16 protein-coding genes are annotated in these 14,192 nt (G+C 61.9%); 10 read left to right on the top strand and 6 right to left on the bottom strand.

From position 1 onward, the window contains the following. Nucleotides 1-14: 14 nt before the first annotated feature. The 6 genes from murI to Ga0074115_RS07190 all read right to left on the bottom strand — a co-directional run bounded on the left by murI (nucleotide 15) and on the right by Ga0074115_RS07190 (nucleotide 6,514). Nucleotides 15-809: a glutamate racemase gene (murI, locus tag Ga0074115_RS07215; protein ID WP_057955245.1), complete on the bottom strand. Its 795-nt coding sequence runs from the start codon at nucleotides 807-809 to the stop codon at nucleotides 15-17. A 56-nt stretch (nucleotides 810-865) separates the two neighbouring features. Then, nucleotides 866-1,771, bottom strand: coding sequence for a U32 family peptidase (locus Ga0074115_RS07210; RefSeq protein WP_057955244.1), 906 nt, complete (start codon nucleotides 1,769-1,771; stop codon nucleotides 866-868). Between the two features lie 21 nt (nucleotides 1,772-1,792). Continuing rightward, the gene (ubiU, locus tag Ga0074115_RS07205) at nucleotides 1,793-2,788 is read right to left on the bottom strand and encodes a ubiquinone anaerobic biosynthesis protein UbiU (RefSeq protein WP_057955243.1); all 996 of its coding nucleotides are present in this window, start codon (nucleotides 2,786-2,788) and stop codon (nucleotides 1,793-1,795) included. Between the two features lie 67 nt (nucleotides 2,789-2,855). Next, nucleotides 2,856-3,767, bottom strand: coding sequence for a tRNA modification radical SAM protein MnmL/YtqA (locus Ga0074115_RS07200; protein WP_057955242.1), 912 nt, complete (start codon nucleotides 3,765-3,767; stop codon nucleotides 2,856-2,858). Nucleotides 3,768-3,770: 3 nt separating this feature from the next. Continuing rightward, nucleotides 3,771-4,370, bottom strand: coding sequence for a TatD family nuclease-associated radical SAM protein (locus Ga0074115_RS07195; RefSeq protein WP_057955241.1), 600 nt, complete (start codon nucleotides 4,368-4,370; stop codon nucleotides 3,771-3,773). 644 nt (nucleotides 4,371-5,014) lie between these two features. Further along, complete coding sequence (locus Ga0074115_RS07190) at nucleotides 5,015-6,514, bottom strand: HDOD domain-containing protein (RefSeq protein WP_060528365.1); 1,500 nt, start codon at nucleotides 6,512-6,514, stop codon at nucleotides 5,015-5,017. A gap of 287 nt (nucleotides 6,515-6,801) precedes the next feature. Here Ga0074115_RS07190 and Ga0074115_RS07185 point away from each other — a divergent pair, with 287 nt between their 5' ends. From Ga0074115_RS07185 to pal, 10 genes are all read left to right on the top strand, one after another. Beyond that, nucleotides 6,802-7,548, top strand: coding sequence for a YebC/PmpR family DNA-binding transcriptional regulator (locus Ga0074115_RS07185; protein WP_057955239.1), 747 nt, complete (start codon nucleotides 6,802-6,804; stop codon nucleotides 7,546-7,548). Nucleotides 7,549-7,580: 32 nt separating this feature from the next. Then, a complete protein-coding gene (gene ruvC, locus Ga0074115_RS07180; protein WP_198295053.1) occupies nucleotides 7,581-8,081 on the top strand; it encodes a crossover junction endodeoxyribonuclease RuvC in 501 nt (166 codons plus the stop codon). Continuing rightward, a complete protein-coding gene (gene ruvA, locus Ga0074115_RS07175) occupies nucleotides 8,078-8,686 on the top strand; it encodes a Holliday junction branch migration protein RuvA (RefSeq protein WP_057955238.1) in 609 nt (202 codons plus the stop codon). The genes ruvC and ruvA overlap by 4 nt, the downstream gene beginning before the upstream one ends. After that, entirely contained in the window at nucleotides 8,687-9,733 is a 1,047-nt protein-coding gene (gene ruvB, locus Ga0074115_RS07170) for a Holliday junction branch migration DNA helicase RuvB (RefSeq protein WP_057955237.1), read from the top strand. It abuts the gene before it with no gap. Between the two features lie 90 nt (nucleotides 9,734-9,823). Further along, on the top strand, nucleotides 9,824-10,234 hold the full coding sequence (gene ybgC, locus Ga0074115_RS07165; RefSeq protein WP_060528364.1) for a tol-pal system-associated acyl-CoA thioesterase: 411 nt from the start codon (nucleotides 9,824-9,826) through the stop codon (nucleotides 10,232-10,234). Continuing rightward, nucleotides 10,224-10,898, top strand: coding sequence for a protein TolQ (tolQ, locus tag Ga0074115_RS07160; protein ID WP_006475519.1), 675 nt, complete (start codon nucleotides 10,224-10,226; stop codon nucleotides 10,896-10,898). The genes ybgC and tolQ overlap by 11 nt, the downstream gene beginning before the upstream one ends. 15 nt (nucleotides 10,899-10,913) lie before the next feature. After that, nucleotides 10,914-11,339: a protein TolR gene (gene tolR, locus Ga0074115_RS07155; protein WP_057956934.1), complete on the top strand. Its 426-nt coding sequence runs from the start codon at nucleotides 10,914-10,916 to the stop codon at nucleotides 11,337-11,339. Between the two features lie 3 nt (nucleotides 11,340-11,342). Further along, nucleotides 11,343-12,191, top strand: coding sequence for a cell envelope integrity protein TolA (gene tolA / locus Ga0074115_RS07150; RefSeq protein WP_060528363.1), 849 nt, complete (start codon nucleotides 11,343-11,345; stop codon nucleotides 12,189-12,191). Nucleotides 12,192-12,239: 48 nt separating this feature from the next. Beyond that, nucleotides 12,240-13,538: a Tol-Pal system beta propeller repeat protein TolB gene (tolB, locus tag Ga0074115_RS07145; protein WP_057956936.1), complete on the top strand. Its 1,299-nt coding sequence runs from the start codon at nucleotides 12,240-12,242 to the stop codon at nucleotides 13,536-13,538. 104 nt (nucleotides 13,539-13,642) lie between these two features. Next, the gene (gene pal / locus Ga0074115_RS07140) at nucleotides 13,643-14,191 is read left to right on the top strand and encodes a peptidoglycan-associated lipoprotein Pal (RefSeq protein WP_057956947.1); all 549 of its coding nucleotides are present in this window, start codon (nucleotides 13,643-13,645) and stop codon (nucleotides 14,189-14,191) included. Nucleotide 14,192 lies beyond the last annotated feature (1 nt).

Genomic DNA, 14,192 nt, shown 5'->3' with positions numbered 1-14,192 from the left:
GACAGAGTGAGGGATCACTTTGCCGGCAATGGCAGTACGGGGCAGCCCGGCCGCCAGAGCCGCTCGACCTGATACTGGGTTTGTGCAATCTCGCCGCTGCACCAACAGCGCACCTCGCCCTCAGTGCTGCGTCTCAGCAGCCCCTGTTCCGCAAGACGTCGTTTCAGCTCTTTGGCCACCGCCGGGCCGGTATCGATGATGTGTGTTTTGGCAGGCACCACTTGGCGGATCGTCTGGTGCAGAAAAGGGAAGTGGGTACAGCCGAGCACCAGGCTATCGACCCCTTGATCGATCAACGGTTGGATCTCCTCCGCAACCACCTTGAGTGCCCGTGGTCCGCTGAGGTCTGTGGATTCAACCTGCCTGACCCAGCCGTGACAGGGGCGGATGATCACCCTTGCACCCTCTCCGTGACGCCTTAGCAAGTCGCGGAACTTGGCGCTGCCGAGAGTGCCCTCGGTGGCGAGTATTCCCACCACGCCATTGCGACTGGCAGCGATCCCCGGTTTCAGGCCAGGTTCCATGCCGATGATCGGTAGCACGTGTTGCTGGCGCAGACTGGCCACCGCAGCGGCGGTGGCGGTGTTGCAGGCGATGACGATCGTCTTGGCGCCCTGTGCGATGAGAAAGCGGGTGATCTGCTGGGCGCGCTGGGCAACAAAATCGGAGCCTTTGGCGCCGTAGGGGAGGTGGCCGCTGTCGCTGACGTAGAACAGATCCTCAGCGGGGAGCTGTTCGCGGATGTGGCGCAATACGGAGAGACCACCGATACCGGAGTCGAAGATACCGATGGGGCGGGTTGGATCCATTAAGGCACCGTGTTGCAGATGGGGAGCCAGAATTCTACCCCATATGCGGAGTCTGACTAGACCTGCCGGGGTGCTTTCAGGCTGTTGTGGATGCCGGCCTCACCCTGCCAGTAACCGTCACAGGTGCCGAGCGGGGTCAGCGCAGCCAGGTTGGCGGCTGTCTCACCGGCAATGGCCTTGCTGAAGGCATCGACGATGCGACCGGTGTGGCGGTACTGTGGGCTGATGCGCAGCACATCCACCCCGAGTTGTTGCATGGCCGGGACCTCCGGCAGCAGATCACAACTGAGCGCGGAGAGGGTCTGGATGCCGTTGAGCACCAGGAAGGGTTCGCTCTCCTGGGTGGAGAGCAGGCGGCCGTCCGGGTAGTCGATGCACTTCAGGTCGCAGTCGTCTTTCGGCAGGTTGTGGGAGCGGGCGGTGAAGCAGCGCGCCGAGAGAGTCAGCGGTAGGCGGCCGAAGGCGAAGACCTCGGTCTCGACCCCCTCCGGCCGCTCCGCCTGCATCTGCTTCAGAGTCTCACGGGAGAGCTCCAGTGGCAGACTCCAGCGCTTCAGCCCCTGCTTCGCCAGCAGGTTGAGGGTGCGGGGGTTGTAGATATTGACCAGCGGTCCGGTGACAAATGGCAGGCCGGCGCTCGATAGCAGCTGCACTGCGCCAATATCATTGGCTTCGACCATGAACTGGCCGTTGTCGCAGATGCGTCGCAGGGTCTTCATCTCCGACTCCGCCTCGAGCAGCGCCAGAGTGGAGAGCACCACCTGTTTGCCGGCCTGGCTCAGCCGCTCGCCGAGTTCGATCCAATCAGCGGTGCTGAGGCTGCGCCGTTTGGAGCAGACCGTCTCGCCGAGATAGACAATATCCACCGGCATCTCCGCCACCTCCTCGTAGAAGGTGAACAGATCGTCGCGGGACCAGAAGTAGAGTACGGGACCGAGGGAGAGTTTCATGCTGGAGCTCATATCAGGATAATTCCGCGGGAGTTACTGCCAGGGGCGGTGGTAGGGGCCGAGGGTGGTCTGCGTGCCTTCGGAGACGTTGCCGAGGGTGGCGTTCCAGGCCGGGTTTGCCCGGTAGGTTTCAGGATCGCGCTGGCAGCTGTCGATCGCCTGACGCCATACTTGCGCCACCTGGGCTACATAGGCTGGGCTGCGTTGCCGGCCTTCGATCTTGATCGCCTCCACTCCGGCGGCCATCAGCTCGGGCAGTAGCTCCAGGGTGTTGAGCGAGGTCGGCTCCTCGATCGCGTAGAAGGTGTTGTCGCCGACCTCGAAACGTCCCTTGCAGATGGTCGGGTAGCCCGCCTGCTCACCTTCTTGGTAGCGGTCGGTGAGCACGCCGTTGAGGCGTGACTCCATCCCCTGCGGGCCATCCTTCCACTCCACATACTTGGCCGGCGAGCAGGCGCCCTGGGTGTTGGGCGACTCGCCGGTGACGTAGGAGGAGAGGATACAGCGCCCCTCCACCATCACGCAGAGGCTGCCGAAGCCGAACACCTCGATCCCCACCGGGCTGTTGTCGACTACGTGCTTGACCTGGGGCAGCGACAGCACCCGCGGCAGCACCGCCCGCTTGATGCCGAAGTGGTCGTGATAGAAACGCAACGCCTCGTAGTTGGTGCTAGAGGCCTGCACCGAGAGGTGCAGGTTGAGGTCGGGCCAGCGGCTGGAGGCGTAGTCGAGCACCCCGATATCGGCGCAGATCAGTGCATCGACACCCAGATCGGCGGCGCTGTCCACCGCCTGCTGCCAGCGTTGCCAGCCATCCGGGCGCGGGTAGGTGTTGATCGCCATGAACACCCGTACCCCTTTGCGCCGCGCATAGGCGATGCCGTCGCTGGCGCGCTTCTGGTTGAAATTGAGGCCGGGGAAGTGGCGTGCGTTGGTGTCGTCGCGCAGGCCGATATAGACCGCATCGGCTCCGTTGTCGACAGCGGCCTTCAGGGAGGGCAGATTACCTGCCGGGCAGACCAGTTCCATAGTGGATTCCTCAAACGTGCTGGCGCGGACAAGGCCGCGACTATCTTAGATATCTGTGCTGCGGCGCTTATGCCACCTTGCGGCCGGTGCGCCGCCGGCGCAGTTCCTGCTCGATGCCGTTGAGCACCCGCCACTTCTCAGCACACCACTCCGGTGCCAGCAGGATATCCCGGGAGGCGGTGCCGGTGAGGCGGTGCCAGACTACTCCGGCCGGCGCCATCTCCACCAGGTCGGCGGCGATCTGGATGTAATTCTCCAGGGTGAGCGGCGTGTACTCGCCGCGTCGCCACTGGTTGGCCAGCTGGGTGCCCTTGACCACATGCAGCGGGTGCAGCTTGAGGCCATCGGTGCCGACCTCCAGCACCCGCCTCAGGGATTCGTGGCAGTGGCTCGCCTGCTCTCCAGGCAGACCGGCGATCAGATGGGTGCAGAGCTTTAGTCCCCGTGCCCTGGCCGCGCTGGCGCTCTCCTGGTATTCAGCAAAACCGTGGCCTCGGTTGACTCGCTGCAGCGTGGTATCGAAGGCGGACTGTAGCCCCAGCTCCAGCCAGATCTCGTAGCCTTGCGCCTGGTAGCCGGCCAGCAGATCGAGTACCGCCGGTGGCACGCAGTCGGGGCGGGTACCCACCGACAGACCGATCACGTCGGGCTCGGCCAGGGCGCTGTCGTAGAGGGACTTTAGCTGCTGCAGGTCGCCATAAGTGTTGGTGTAGGCCTGGAAGTAGGCGAGGTATTTTTTCGCCCCGGTGCGTTTGCGGATCACCCGCCGCCCCGCTGCGATCTGTTCTGCGATTGACTTGGGCTGGCGACCGTTCGGACTGAAGGAGACATTGTTGCAGAAGGTGCAGCCGCCGATACCCTTGCTGCCGTCTCGGTTGGGACAGGTGAAGGCGGCGTCGATGGCGACCTTGTGGACCCGCTCACCGTAACGCTGGAGCAGATATTGGCCGAAGGTTGGGGCCTGCTGTGCCAGGGTCATCGACTAGCCGACCCGGTCCAGTTCGCGTTGGCGAAATTCCACCCCAAGCGCCTCGGCCCGCTTTCGGCAGGCGTCGATGTCGAGCCCCTCCAAACCGTTTACTGCGGTGGCGGTGACTTGGGGGATGTGGGCCTTGGCGTCCTCGATGAACTTGATCATCGCCTCAAACGAGCCGGGCAGGTTGGGGCGGCAGTGGCGTTCGTAGACTTCTTCGTTCTGGCCGTTCATTGATACCGAGATGGCATCGACGCACTCGCTCAGCGCCGGCAGAGTGTCGTTTTTGTGCACAAGATTGGCAAGCCCGTCGGTGTTAACCCGTACCCGGCCACCGCGCGATTTAATGTTACGAGCCACCTTCAGCAGCACGTTGAGGCGCAGTGTTGGTTCACCAAAACCGCAGAACACCACCTCATCGTAAGCCTTTGGGTCATCGATGGCGGCGATGATCTCTTCGGCCTCAGGGCGGTGATCTGGTGTCAGGTCGTAGCCTTTGACCTGCATGTTGCCTTGGGTCTTTGGGCAGAAAGCGCACTCCAGGGTGCAGCGGTCGGTGATACTGAGATAGAGTCTGTTGTTGATCTGGTAGGCGATCTGTTGCGGCACGTGCTTCAGTCTGGCAGTGAAAACCGCCCATTCTAGCCGGGACTGGGGGTGTGCAAATGATCTGGGTCAATCGCTATCCGGGAAAATCCTTGCGCTGCGTCTGGTTTTTGGTGTCGACACAAACAGCGATGTCACTATGATACGGCCCTGTAGGGAGGGTGAAGAGTTACCGCATTGGTCCACGATGCAGCAAGCGCTTTTCTTTCTGGTCTGCTTTTCCGTCTTTGTGTCAGCGTGGTTTGCGTAAAGGCAGGCCTGTTGTCAGATGACAGGAAGAGCTTGAATGCAAGCCGCCCATATCCTCACGCTACGACCGGACCGGCGAGAACCCCGGTGCGTCAAACGAAGACCCAAACCTTTCCCGCTTCTAACGGCCCACGACATGAAATGAAAGAGATCCCGCACCGCAGCTAACCCCCCTTAGCTTAGGGAGCCTCTGAACAACTCATGGACCTACATCTTGCTGCCAAAATACGCTGATTTTTCGTTGCAAACCTTCGCAATAGCTGGCTATTACGTGCGATGTGCGCCTCAAATCAGCGCATTTTTATCAGCAATCTGTACGGCCCTGACTTATTCAGATGCTCCTTAGTGCCATTCGGGTCGGACTCGATTGATTCTCATGAGGTAACCAGCGGAAAGCATCACCTACGCAACTGTTTCATCGAGCGGATACCGAGTGCCTTGAAGTTGGCGAACTGCTCCATGCTCAGGCTGCTCTTCTCTGAGCCCTTGTCGGCGTAGAGTACCCCGATCGGTTTGTCGCCGAAGAAGATCGACATCATCAGGCACTCTCTGCCACCTAGTACACTGATTGCTTGTTCCGGGATCAGCGGCAGGTACTTGGTCATGTTGTCGGGCCTGAGCCAGAGTGGCTGTGGTTTCTGCAGTAGCAGAGTAAAGATGTTGGTCTGGGTCAGCGGCGCCTGAAAGTCCTTCAGCGAGGCCTGCTGGCCGGTTTCGATCACAAAACGTGCCTTCAGCTGTTTGCGGTCGGGGGTGAGCATGGAGAACATGATCCGTTGCATGCCATGGCGCTGTTTCAGCTCCCGCATGCTGTCGGCGATGATGGTCTGCAGGGGGTTGGGGCGTGCCTTGGCGGGCTTTGTAGGGGGCGGTTTGGCAGGCGGGGTGGGTGGTGTTGTGCGTGGTGCGGCCGGCGGCGGGGCTCTCTTTACGGCTTGGGGTGTTGGCGCTGGCTTGGTCGCTTTAATGCCTGTTTGCTTCAACCGAGGTGGCTGTTTGGGTGTTGAGTGCTGAGCTTTGGCTGGTCTGCTTGCCGCAGTTGCAACGGCCCTGGCCAGACTGAAAGCCGTTAGCGGGAGTGGTAGCGTGTAGAGTTCATGGGCTGCCGCGACCGCTATCTGGTGGCTCAGGGCCTGGGCCTTCGCTTCAGGGATATTCAGAAATTCCCCCAGTAGCTCGATATTCTCCTGGGTCTCCTCTCCGCTCCAGCTCTCTGCACTGCTGCGGGCCAGGGCGATACACAGCATCACGCTTAGTGCCTTGGGCTGGAAACTGTTAAACAGCCCCTGCGCCTCTTGCACCAACTCGGGCAGTTCCCAGCGGCCACCCAAGGCCAGGTTAAGTGCCTCCAGAGTGAAACCAAAGGTCTTCAGCGCAGCATCTTCCCGGCCATCTCCGCGGGAGATTGCCCGCTCCATATCTCTGAGTTGCTCCGGGGCTGCCAACCAGAGTGACATCTCGGCGAGCTCGTGGAGCAGGGCGGCGGTGGCAAAATTCTTGGGGTGTCTCTGTCCCTGGCGCTGTGCGATGCTCTCGGCATAGATCGCCGCATGGGCGGCGCGGCTGTAACAGCCGAGCAATCCGCGTCTTGCCGGGCCTTTGAGTTGTGATTCGAGCGGAGTGAGCTCCATCACAGCCCGCTCCAGCAGGCCCATGCCGATCAGCGGCAGGGCGTTATGGATGTTGCAGATCGGTTCTCTGGGTCTGTTGGGTTGCCGGTTGAGTTGCTGGAACAGGTAGAGGCTGAAGCCCGGGTCGTACTGCACCACAGCAGCAAAGGTGCTGTGGCTTGCATTTGGCTGATTCAGCAGATCGCGGACCCGTGTCAGGGTGCGTTGCAGCGCGGGCAGAGGTTTGTTGGCGAGTCGGGTGAGCCAGCTGTTGAGCGCATCGGACATGGATGAAGGTCACCAGTCAGTATGGTTATTGGTTTCCACCACTAGGGTCGGCCGAGGAAGCGGGATCTTTATCGCGGCTATGGGCGGAGAGGCGACGGAATTCAACTCGCAGGAGAGTTCCGGCCGCTGGTGGGGAGTGTTAGAATCGAGAGTTTTTCGGGCCAGGCGAACTCTCCTGGCTGAGTAACGCGGGCTTTGCGCAAGGCGCAGCGGCCATTCTCAAAACTGGCTGCCGGGCTGCTGCCGACGCCACTGCCATCAGCTCTCCAACAGAAACGAGGTAATCCATGGCTGGACACAGTAAATGGGCCAACATCAAACACAAGAAAGCCGCTAATGACAAAAAACGCGGCAAGATCTGGACCAAACTGATCCGTGAGATCACCGTGGCGGCGCGCATGGGCGGTGGCGACATCGGCGCCAACCCGCGCCTGCGGTTGGCCGTGGACAAGGGTCTGGGTGCCAACATGCCGAAGGACACCATCGACCGGGCGGTGAAACGCGGTGCCGGCGCGGGTGAGGGCGAGAACTACGATGAGTTGCGCTACGAGGGTTACGGCCCAGGCGGTGCGGCGGTGATCGTCGATTGCATGACCGACAACCGCAACCGCACCGCTTCGGAAGTGCGCCACGCTTTCTCCAAACTGGGCGGCAATCTGGGAACCGACGGCTCGGTGGCCTACATGTTCAGCAAGCAGGGGGTGATCAGCTATGCTCCCGGCGCCGATGAGGATGCGCTGATGGAGGCGGCCCTGGAGGCGGGCGCCGAAGATGTGGTGACCAACGACGACGGCTCCATCGACGTGATGACCTCGCCGGATGACTTCTCCGATGTCAAGGATGCGATGATCGCCGCAGGTTTCGATCCGGACAACGCCGAGGTGACCTTCAGCGCCGCCACCAGCACCGTGCTGGAGGGGAAGGACGCGGAGAAGATGCTGCGCATGATCGACATGTTGGAGGATCTGGACGACGTGCAGAACGTCTACACTAACGCCGAGATTTCTGATGAGATCATGGAGGCGTTGGCTTGATCCGCGCTGTCTGGGAGCGGTGGTAAAGCATCGTGCTGCGGATTCTCGGTATCGATCCCGGCTCGCGGGTGACAGGCTTTGGCGTAATCGACAGCGACGGGGTGCGCTCTTCTCATGTGGTGCATGGAACCTTGCGCCTGGAAGGTAATGCGCTGCCGCCGCGACTGGGTGAGATCTTCAGCCGTCTGAGCGAGGTGATCGAGACCTACCGGCCGCAAGTGATGGCGATCGAACAGGTGTTTGTGGCAAAGAATCCCCAGTCGGCGCTGAAGCTGGGCCAGGCCCGCGGCGCGGCGATCTGCGCCGGGGTCAGCCAGGGGCTCGAGGTCGCGGAGTACACCCCGCGCACCATCAAACAGGCGGTGGTCGGTAGCGGCGGTGCAGAAAAGAGCCAGGTGCAGCACATGGTGCGAATGATCCTCAACCTCCCGAAAGAACCCGTCACCGATGCCGCCGATGCGCTGGCGGTGGCGCTCAGTCATGCCCATACCGGGATCACCCTGGCTCGTATCGGCGGAAATCTGCGGCGATGATCGGCCGGCTCAGGGGCGAGATCGCCATCAAACAGGCACCGCATCTACTGCTCGATGTGAACGGCGTCGGCTATGAGATCGAAGCGCCCATGTCGACCTTCTTCAAGCTGCCGGAGTCGGGCCAGCAGACTACCCTCTACACTCACCTGGCAGTGCGTGACGACGCCCACGTGCTCTACGGCTTCGCCACCGAGTCGGAACGGGCGATGTTTCGCAGCCTGCTCAAGGTCAACGGAGTTGGCGCCAAGATGGCGCTGGGGATCCTTTCCGGGATGAGCGCCGAGGCCTTTGCGCAGTGTGTCGAAGCCGAGGATGTGGCCTCGCTGGTGCGCCTGCCGGGTATCGGCAAGAAGACCGCCCAGCGGCTGATCGTCGAGATGCGGGATCGTCTGGGGGATATGCTCGGGGGCTCTGCGCCGGCGGTTGCCGGTGTGATGGAGAGCGGCCGGCCACAGACGCCGGTCTCCGATGCGGTGGCCGCGCTGGTTTCGCTCGGTTACAAAGCGCCGGACGCCTCGCGCATGGTCAAGGCGGTGGCGCAGCAGGGCATGGCCAGCGAGGCGCTGATCCGGGCCGCGCTGCAGAACACGGCGCACAAGGGATAGATGGTGCAGGAAGATCGCAGTTTGATCGAGGGTGCGGAGAGCGGCGATGACGCGGTCATCGATCGCGCCATCCGGCCAAAACGCCTCGGTGATTATGTCGGTCAGCCGGCGGTGTGTGAGCAGATGGAGATCTTCATCGAAGCGGCCCGCCGACGCGAGGAGGCACTCGACCATGTGCTGATCTTCGGCCCGCCGGGGCTGGGCAAGACCACCCTGGCGCACATTATCGCCAACGAGATGGGGGTCAACCTGCGCCAGACCTCCGGCCCTGTGCTGGAGAAACCAGGTGATCTGGCGGCGCTGCTGACCAACCTGGAGCCCCACGATGTGCTGTTCGTGGATGAGATCCACCGTCTCAGCCCGGTGGTGGAGGAGGTGCTCTACCCGGCGCTGGAGGATTTCCAGCTCGACATCATGATCGGCGAGGGGCCGGCGGCGCGCTCCATCAAGCTCGACCTGCCGCCCTTCACCCTAGTCGGGGCCACCACCCGCGCTGGTCTGCTGACCTCGCCGCTGCGCGACCGGTTTGGCATCGTGCAGCGGCTGGAGTTCTACTCTGCGACGGATCTGGCGCATATCGTCGCACGCTCCGCCGGGATTCTGAATATCGGCAGTGATGCCGCTGGTGCGATGGAGATCGCACGCCGTTCTCGTGGCACCCCGCGCATCGCCAACCGGCTGCTGCGGCGGGTCCGCGACTACGCCCAGGTGAAGGGTGATGGGCGGGTCGGTGCGGAGTTGGCGGACCGCGCGCTGAGGATGCTGAAGGTGGACGGCAACGGTTTCGACGCGATGGACCGGCGGCTGTTGCTGGCGGTGATCGAAAAGTTCGACGGCGGCCCGGTGGGGGTCGATAATCTGGCAGCGGCGATCGGCGAGGAGCGTGGCACCATCGAGGATGTGCTCGAGCCCTTCCTGATCCAGCAGGGCTTCATGATGCGTACTCCGCGTGGGCGGGTGGCGACCCAGGCAGCCTATCTGCACTTTGGCCTGGCGCCGCAGGCGGAGGCAAAACCGGTTGGGCGGGATCTGTTCGACAAATCCTGAAGAGGCTGGGCCTCGCGGGGGAACTCATTGCCAAGGGCAGAATCAATAGTACGGGGCACGCAGCCGCGCGGTTCGGGAAGCAGAGCAACATTGGACACATTTGTCTGGCCCGTCAGGGTCTACTACGAAGATACCGATTCAGGGGGTGTGGTCTACCACGCCAACTATCTGAGTTTCATGGAGCGGGCGCGCACCGAATGGCTGCGCGGCCTTGGCTTCGAACAGGACCGGCTGCGCAACGATGGGGGCGTGATCTTCGCTGTGCACAGTCTGAGCGCGGAGTACCACCGTCCCGCCCGATTCAACGATCTGTTGCAGATTGACACCCGCATCATCGAGTTGCGCCGGGCGAGTTTAAGCTTTCAGCAGACGATCCGGCGTGATGCGGATGATCAGTTATTGTGCAGCGGCAAGGTCAAAGTGGCTTGTGTCGATGCCCAGCGGATGCGTCCCGCGCCTCTGCCCGAAGCATTATTAGAAAGGATAAGGCATGTCGACTGACCTCTCATTTGCCCAGCTGATTCTGAATGCCAGTCCGGTGGTACAGTTTGTCATTGGCCTGTTGGTGCTGACCTCGCTCGGCTCCTGGACCATGATCTTTGATCGGATGCGGGTGCTGCGCCGAGCGCGCCGCGCCGCTGATGAGTTTGAAAAGCGCTTCTGGTCCGGTGGTGATCTCAATGATCTCTATCGGGATATCAAGCGCGAGCAGGGCGATCTTACCGGTATGGCGGTGATCTTCCGCGCCGGTTTTCGTGAGTTTGCCCGTCTTAAGGGGCGCGGCCAGATCGAACCGATGGCCGTGTTGCAGGGGGCGCAGCGCTCGATGCGGGTCGCCCTGAGCCGCGAGCTGGACAATCTGGAACGGCATCTGCCGAGTCTGGCCACAGTGGGGTCGACCAGCCCCTACGTGGGGCTGTTCGGTACCGTCTGGGGCATTATGACCAGCTTTCACGCCCTCGGTAACGTCAAGCAGGCGACCTTGGCGCTGGTCGCGCCCGGCATCTCCGAGGCGTTGATCGCGACTGCCATCGGCCTGTTTGCGGCGATTCCGGCGGTGGTTGCCTACAATCGCTACTCCAACGAGGTAGAGCGGCTCAATAACCGTTACGACGACTTTCTCGAAGAGTTCTCCACCATTCTGCATCGGCAGATCCACGGTTGAGTTAGGGGCTGAGATATGAGCCGCCAGCGCAATCGCCGCCGCCCGATGTCGGAGATCAATGTGGTGCCCTACATCGACGTGATGCTGGTGTTGCTGGTGATCTTCATGGTGACCGCGCCGCTTTTGACCCAGGGGGTGCATGTGGAGCTGCCCCAGGCGGATGCGGAGCCGATATCGCAAGAAGCGAATGAGCCGGTGATTATCAGTGTCGATCGCAATGGCGATATCTTCATCGATATCGGTGGTGAGCAGGGCAAGCCGGTCGCTCCTGAGGCCCTCAAGGCGCGCATCCGGGCGGTGTTGAAACACAAGCCGAAGACCCCGATCCTGGTGCGTGGCGATGCCGGCGTCGCCTATGGGCGAGTGGTCGAGGTGATGGTGCTAGCCCAAGCCGGGGGCGCCCCCGGGATTGGTCTGATTACAGAACCGCCGGAGCATTAAAGAATGTTCTCGGTGGTTAAGCGCAACCCTGTGGCGGTGCTGTTGGCGCTGCTGCTGCACTTGGCGCTCGGTTTCTTTCTGCTGTTTGGTATGGAGTGGAACGACAAGCCGCAACGGCCCCAGACCAGCGCCCCGGTGGTGCAGGCGAAGGCGGTGGAGGACCCCGCCAAACTAGCGGCAGCGAAGCAGAAACAGCGCCAGGCAGAGCAGGCGGCGGAGCGCAAAAAACGCCTGGCGCAGGAGCAGAAGCGAAAAGCCGCCGAGAAAAAGCGCAAGGCCGAAGCGAAACGCAAGGTGGCGGCAAAACGTAAAGCTGAGGCGAAACGCAAGGCCGAAGCGGAGGCAAAGCGCAAAGCCGAGGCGAGACAAAAGGCGCAGGCAGAGGCAAAGCGCAAAGCCGAGGCGAAACAAAAGGCCGAGGCCGAGGCAAAGCGTAAAGCTGAAGTGAAACGCAAGGCGGCGGCAGAGGCGAAACGCAAGGCCGAAGCAAAGCGCAAGGCAGAGGCGGCGGCTCAGGTGGCCAGGGAACAGGAGTTGCAGGCGCAACTGGCGGCGGAGCAGAACTTGCGCCAACTCGATCGCTATACGATCGCCATCCGCCAGCAGATCGAGCGCAGCTGGTTGCGGCCACCCAACGCTGGTGAAGGGCTCGCCTGCGTGGTGCGGGTGCGGCTGCTGCCCGGCGGTGAAGTGATGCCAGGCAGCGTTCGGGTGCTTCGTTCGAGCGGCAACGGCGCTTTTGATCGCTCGGTGGAGTCGGCGGTCTACAAGGCGAGTCCGCTGCCGGTACCCAGCGGCGGCCTGTTTGAGTCATTCCGGGATCTGCGTTTGGAGTTCGAGCCCGAGGGCTGAAGGCTTCAGGCGTAAAATCAACCAAGATAAACGAAACTTTAGACACAGATGATGAAGCACTTTTTTCTGGTATTTGCCTTATTGATTAGCTTGCCATGGTCCGCCCAGGCGGAGCTGACGATCGAGATCACTGAGGGGGTGGAGGGCGCGCTGCCGGTCGCAGTGGTGCCGTTCGGGCTGATCGGCGGCGGCACGCCACTCGATGAGGATATCTCCGCAGTGATCAGCGCCGATCTGCATCGCAGTGGCCGTTTCAAGGTACTGCCGCGGGAGGATCTGCTGGCGCTGCCAAGCAGTGGCGATGAGGTCGAGTTCAAGGATTGGCGTATCCTCGGCGTGGAGAATCTGGTGGTGGGACAGATCCAGCCCAACGGTCCGGGTGGCTACATCGTCCGCTTCCAGCTGTTCGACGTATTCCGTGGCGAGCAGCTGACCGGCTACAGTATCCCCACTACCGCTCCCAATCTGCGCAGCACCGCCCACCATGTGGCGGATCTGATCTATGAGGCGCTGCTTGGGATGAAGGGGGCCTTTGCCACCCGCATCGCCTACATTACCTCGCAACAAGGCGCCGATGGTCAGGAGCAGGTGGCGCTGCGGGTGGCGGATGCAGATGGATTCAATCCAGAGACCATCGTGAGTTCCAGCGAGCCGCTGATGTCGCCGGCCTGGTCGCCGGACGGTCGCAAGATCGCCTATGTCTCGTTTGAGAACGGTCGCTCGGCGATCTACATGCAGGAGGTCTACACCGGCCATCGGCGTAAGATCACCGAGTTCAAGGGGATCAACAGTGCGCCGGCCTGGTCGCCAGATGGCCGTAAACTGGCGATGACCCTGTCGAAGGGCGGCAATCCCGACATCTATGTGTTCGACTTCACTACCCGTAAGCTGCGCCAGATCACCCGCCACTACGCCATCGACACCGAGCCGGCCTGGTCGCCGGATGGCCGCAGCATCGTCTTTACTTCAGACCGGGGCGGCAAACCGCAGATCTACAAGACCCCCTCTTACGGCGGCAAAGCGGAGCGGGTGACCTTTCAGAACAGTTACAATGCCCGCGCCTCCTATGCGCCGGATGGTAAGTCGCTGGCCATGGTGACGCGGGAGAACGGTCAGTATCGTATCGCTACCTTGCAGCTCGACTCTGGTGTGATGCAGGTGTTGAGCCGCGGCTCGCTGGACGAGTCGCCGAGTTTCGCGCCGAACGGCAGCATGATAATTTACGCCTCCAAACAGGGGCGGCAAGGCGTGCTCTCTGCGGTCTCGGTGGATGGTCGGGTGCATCAGCGGTTGGCGTTGGAGGGGGGAGATCTGCGTGAGCCGGTCTGGTCCCCGTTTATAAAATGACAGCCTGAGCGGATGATGCGAGTCGCGTTTTGAGTTCGATCTTGGCGTTTGCAGAGGCTCGCACCGATGTGGACGAGCTGAACTGATTGGTGGAGGAGATAAAGATGCGGAGTGATTTGATCAAGTGGGCGTTCTCTGTTCTGGCCCTGGTGTTGGTGGCGGGATGCTCATCCACACCGGAGAAAGATGAGTCGGCCAGTGCTGGTGCCGAAGTCAGCGAGCAGTCCACCGGGGCGGGGGGCGCCAGTTACGGCGGTGCATCCACCGCCGCCGCCTCACAAGGCATGGCCTGGAGTGGTGATCCGCTCGACAATCCCCAGAGTCTGTTGAGCACCCGGGTGATCTATTTCGATTTCGATCAGAGCCAGGTGCGCAGCGAGTTTCGTGATGTGCTCAGCGCCCATGCCGATTACCTCGCCAGCCATCCTCAGGTGAGCCTGCGACTGGAGGGGCACGCCGACGAGCGCGGCACCCGCGAATACAATCTGGGCCTGGGCGAGCACCGCGCCAATGCGGTGCGTCAGCTGCTGATGGCGGAAGGGGTGGACACCAACCAGTTGATCGTCATCAGCTACGGTGAGGAGCGCCCAGCCAGCTTCGCTAACAATGAAGAGGCCTGGGCGCTCAACCGCCGGGTTGAGCTGGTCTACTGAT

This window comes from endosymbiont of Ridgeia piscesae (assembly GCF_001443665.1).
Taxonomy (GTDB): domain Bacteria; phylum Pseudomonadota; class Gammaproteobacteria; order Chromatiales; family Chromatiaceae; genus Endoriftia; species Endoriftia persephonae.
Note: the sequence above shows the minus strand (reverse complement) of the source record. Positions and strands in the feature narration are given on the sequence as shown.